The following is a 4703-nucleotide window of genomic DNA, read 5'->3' on the forward strand; positions in this document are numbered from 1 at the left end:
CCCACAGCCCGGTGAACTCGGCGACGGTGGTGCACTCCGCCAGGCGCCCGCGCCGACGCGTGCCGGAGCGGATCTCGCGGATGCCGCCGATCGTGAAGCCCATGCCCCCTCCAACGGGTCCTGCGCGCCGGTGGTTACGACACGGAACGAGACGGAAGCGGAACGTAACGTTACGGCTCCGCCTGCCCGCGCGGTGATGGGACCAATGCGGCGCCTTGAAGCGCGCCGGGTGGCACCTGAGGTTTCGTGCGCCCCTGAGTGCATCACTCCGCCGGCTTCCGCCGGCCCCCCGTAAGTACAGCGCGCGGAGCCAATCGTGTGCGCATTCGAAGGGGTGGCGAATGGTGGCGTTTCCGGGACGCCCGGGACTGGGGGGTGATCGTGAGATTACTCTGAGTGCGCGAGTTCAAGGGGGCGCATGCGCGCGCGGATATGCCGCAGGCAAGCCGTCAACTCGTTCGAAGGGTGAGAATCGCCAGACGGGAGGCGTTATTTACCGGCATTCTGATAAGGCTTGGCGCACTAGGTGACAAGTGGTCTCAGGAAATGGGGGCATCCCAGTGGGCGGCAACGGCGGTAGCGGTACGAGCGCTGAAAAGCGCCCCAACGAGCTGCTCGGCTCGTGGTTCGTGCGCAGCGGCTGGTCCAAGGGCGAGCTGGCCCGGCAGGTGAACCGCAGGGCACGCCAGTCGGGTGCCAACCACATCTCGACCGACACCTCGCGGGTGCGCCGCTGGCTCGACGGGGAGAATCCCCGGGAACCGATCCCGCGCATCCTTTCCGAGCTGTTCTCCGAACGCTTCGGCTGCGTGGTCTCCGTCGAGGACCTCGGCCTGCGCACCGCCCGGCAGTCGCCCGCCGCCTCCGGGGTCGACCTGCCCTGGACCGGCCCGCAGACGGTCGCCCTGCTCGGCGAGTTCTCCCGCAGCGACCTGATGCTCGCCCGGCGCGGCTTCCTCGGCACCTCCCTCGCCCTGTCCGCCGGCCCCTCCCTGATCGAGCCCATGCAGCGCTGGCTCGTGCCCACCCCCGGCGCCCCCGCCCCCGCCGAGCCCGCCCCCGCACCCGACTCCCGCCGGCCCGGCCGGCTCTCCCGGCCCGAGCTGGAGCTGCTGGAGTCCACCACCCGCATGTTCCGCAAGTGGGACGCCCAGTGCGGCGGCGGACTGCGCCGCAAGGCGGTCGTCGGCCAGCTGCACGAGGTCACCGACCTGCTCCAGGACCCCCAGCCCGAGGCCACCACCCGCAAGCTGTTCCAGATCGCCGCCGAACTGTCCCAGCTCGCCGGCTGGATGTCGTACGACGTCGGCCTCCAGCCCACCGCGCAGAAGTACTTCGTCCTCGCCCTGCACGCCGCCAAGGAGGCCGGCGACAAGCCGCTCGGCTCCTACATCCTGTCCAGCATGAGCCGCCAGATGATCCACCTCGGCCGGCCCGACGACGCCCTGGAACTGATCCACCTCGCCCAGTACGGCAGCCGTGACTGCGCCGGGCCGCGCACCCAGGCCATGCTGTATGCGATGGAGGCCCGCGCCTACGCCAACATGGGCCAGCCCGGCAAGACCAAGCGCGCCGTCCGCCTGGCCGAGGACACCTTCGCCGAGATCGACGAGTGGGACGAGCCGGACCCCGACTGGATCCGCTTCTTCTCCGAGGCCGAGCTGTACGCGGAGAACTCCCACTCCTTCCGCGACCTCGCCTACAACGCCGGGCGCAGCCCCAGCTACGCCTCCCTCGCCGAACCCCTCATGCGGCGCGCCGTGGAACTGTTCGCCAAGGACTCCGAGCACCAGCGGTCGTACGCGCTCAACCTCATCGGCATGGCCTCCGTGCACCTGCTCCAGCGCGAGCCCGAGCGCGGCACGGAATACGCGGCGAAGGCCCTGGACATCGCCAAGAAGGTCCGCTCCGAACGGGTGAACACCCGCATCCGCAAGACGGTCGGCACGGCCGTGCGCGACTACGGCGAGCTGGCCGCCGTGGTCCATCTCTCCGAGAAACTCGCCGCCGACCTGCCGGAGGCCGCCGAGGCCGGCTGACCCCGCCACCACAAGCCCCGGCCGCGGCCGGTCCTCGCGAACTGCCCGACTCGGCTCCCCCATGCCAGGTCGTCGAGAGGACCGCCGCGGCCGGTTCGTTTCCCCCCGCGGGGACCACCCCGCGGAAGATTGCGCCACGATAACGACCGGCGCGGCCCGGCATCTCCCGCTTCATCGACGCGTAACACGCAGGGCGCCTTCGTCACCCCGGCGAAACAACGAGGGGCTTCCACCGAAACCGCGCTGCGCGAATCTCGTGGCGCAGAACCGGCCCACCCCTCACCCGACCGGACCGCTCAGGCACCGCCCGCACGGGGCCGTACCAATCGACGAGGAGACGCCGATGGCACCAGCCATCATGCTTGCGGCGGACGCACCCAGACTGTCGTCCGCCAACACAGGCTTCATGCTCATCTGTTCCGCCCTGGTGATGCTCATGACCCCGGCCCTGGCCTTCTTCTACGGGGGCATGGTCCGCGTCAAGAGCACCCTGAACATGCTGATGATGAGCTTCATCAGCCTCGGGATCGTCACCATCCTGTGGGTGCTCTACGGCTTCTCCCTCGCCTTCGGCAACGGCAACCGCCTGATCGGCTACAACGCCGACTGGATCGGCCTCAGCGGCATCGGCCTCACCGAACTCTGGGACGGCTACACCATCCCGGTCTTCGTCTTCATGGTCTTCCAGCTGATGTTCGCCATCATCACCCCCGCCCTGATCAGCGGCGCCCTCGCCGACCGGGTCAAGTTCTCCGCCTGGGCCCTGTTCGTCGCCCTGTGGGCCACCCTCGTCTACGTCCCCGTCGCCCACTGGGTCTGGGCCTCCGACGGCTGGGCCTACAAGCTGGGCGTGATCGACTTCGCGGGCGGTACGGCGGTCCACATCAACGCCGGTGCGGCGGCGCTCGGTGTCATCCTCGTCATCGGCAAGCGCGTCGGCTTCAAGCGGGACCCCATGCGCCCGCACAGCCTCCCGCTGGTCATGCTCGGCGCCGGTCTGCTCTGGTTCGGCTGGTTCGGCTTCAACGCCGGCTCCTGGCTCGGCAACGACGACGGCGTGGGCGCGCTGATGTTCGTCAACACGCAGGTCGCCACCGCCGCCGCGATGCTGGCCTGGCTCGGCTACGAGAAGATCCGGCACGGCGCCTGCACCACCCTCGGTGCCGCCTCCGGCGCGGTCGCCGGCCTGGTCGCCATCACCCCCTCCGGCGGCGCGGTCTCCCCGCTCGGCGCCATCGCCGTCGGTGCCATCGCCGGTGTCGCCTGCGCCGCGGCCGTCGGCCTGAAGTTCAGGTTCGGCTACGACGACTCCCTCGACGTCGTCGGCGTCCACATGGTCGGCGGCATCCTCGGCTCCCTGCTCGTCGGCTTCTTCGCCACCGGCAAGGGCCAGTCCGCCGCCACCGGTGTCTTCTACGGCGACCACAGCTTCGACCAGCTGTGGAAGCAGTGCGCGGGCGTCTTCGCGGTCCTCGCCTACTCCCTGATCGCCTCCGCCGTCCTCGCCTTCCTCCTCGACAAGACCCTCGGCATGCGGGTCACCGAGGACGAGGAGATCTCCGGCATCGACCGGGCCGAACACGCCGAGACCGCCTACGACTTCAGCGGAGCGGGTGGCGGCGTCGCCGGTACCGCCGCCGCTGCCCTGGCCGCCGCGCACACCCGGAAGGTGGACGCATGAAGCTCATCACCGCAGTCGTCAAGCCCCACCGGCTCGACGAGATCAAGGAAGCCCTCCAGGCCTTCGGCGTGCACGGGCTCACCGTCACCGAGGCCAGCGGCTACGGCCGGCAGCGCGGCCACACCGAGGTCTACCGCGGCGCCGAGTACACCGTCGACCTCGTCCCCAAGGTCCGCGTGGAGGTACTGGCCGAGGACGACGACGCCGAGCAGTTGATCGAGGTCATCGTCAAGGCCGCCCGCACCGGCAAGATCGGGGACGGCAAGGTGTGGTCCCTGCCGGTGGAGACCGCCGTCCGCGTCCGCACCGGCGAGCGCGGTCCGGACGCGCTCTGACCAGGACCGACAGAAGAGGAGCCGCCGGGTGAGGGACACGGACACGCACACAGGGACGGAAGACGCGGGGACCGGCGGCTACGCGGCGGCCCGGCTGCGCCTCCTCACCGAGGACGCGCGGTCCGGGCCGCCGCGCCGAAGAGCCCGGCGAGCCAGTCGTCGGTCAGTGCGGCGAGGGCGGAACGGCGCGGCGGCCGGCCCGGCCCGGGGCGTCTCCCTCGTCGCCGTCGGCGGCTACGGCCGCGGCGAGCTGTCCCCGCGCAGTGACCTCGACCTCGTCCTGCTGCACGACGGCTCCGACCCCGGCGCCGTCGCCGCCCTCGCCGACCGGATCTGGTACCCCGTCTGGGACCTCGGCCTCGCCCTCGACCACTCCGTCCGCACCCCCGCCGAGGCCCGCGCCACCGCGGCCGAGGACCTGAAGGTCCAGCTCGGCCTGCTGGACGCCCGCCACGTGGCCGGCGACACCACCCTCACCGCCGGCCTGCGCACCGCCGTCCTCACCGACTGGCGCAACCAGGCCCCGAAGCGTCTGCCCGAACTGCGCGAACTGTGCGCCGAGCGCGCTGCCCGCCAGGGCGAACTGCGCTACCTGCTCGAACCCGACCTCAAGGAGGCCCGCGGCGGCCTGCGCGACGCCACCGCGCT

General features: G+C 71.1%; 4 protein-coding genes and 1 pseudogene. 4 read left to right on the plus strand and 1 reads right to left on the minus strand.

Annotated elements, in window-relative coordinates:
• Positions 1–103, minus strand: a pseudogene (locus H5J33_RS24145) (DNA primase); the annotation flags it as partial.
• Positions 104–560: 457 nt separating this feature from the next.
• On the opposite strand from H5J33_RS24145, the gene H5J33_RS24150 reads away from it, so the two are divergent.
• The 4 genes from H5J33_RS24150 to H5J33_RS24165 all read left to right on the plus strand — a co-directional run.
• Positions 561–2039: a hypothetical protein gene (locus tag H5J33_RS24150; RefSeq protein ID WP_181796989.1), complete on the plus strand. Its 1479-nt coding sequence runs from the start codon at positions 561–563 to the stop codon at positions 2037–2039.
• A gap of 343 nt (positions 2040–2382) precedes the next feature.
• Positions 2383–3720 carry an ammonium transporter gene (locus H5J33_RS24155; protein ID WP_181796990.1) on the plus strand — a complete coding sequence of 446 codons (1338 nt, stop codon included), beginning with the start codon at positions 2383–2385 and terminating at the stop codon, positions 3718–3720.
• The gene (locus tag H5J33_RS24160) at positions 3717–4055 is read left to right on the plus strand and encodes a P-II family nitrogen regulator (protein WP_030612756.1); all 339 of its coding nucleotides are present in this window, start codon (positions 3717–3719) and stop codon (positions 4053–4055) included. Before H5J33_RS24155 ends, H5J33_RS24160 begins: the two co-directional genes overlap by 4 nt.
• A 28-nt stretch (positions 4056–4083) precedes the next feature.
• The coding region (locus H5J33_RS24165) for a nucleotidyltransferase domain-containing protein (protein ID WP_181796991.1) at positions 4084–4703 on the plus strand (620 nt) is incomplete at its 3' end.

The organism is Streptomyces sp. WELS2, from assembly GCF_013870595.1.
In the GTDB taxonomy this organism is placed as follows: domain Bacteria; phylum Actinomycetota; class Actinomycetes; order Streptomycetales; family Streptomycetaceae; genus Streptomyces.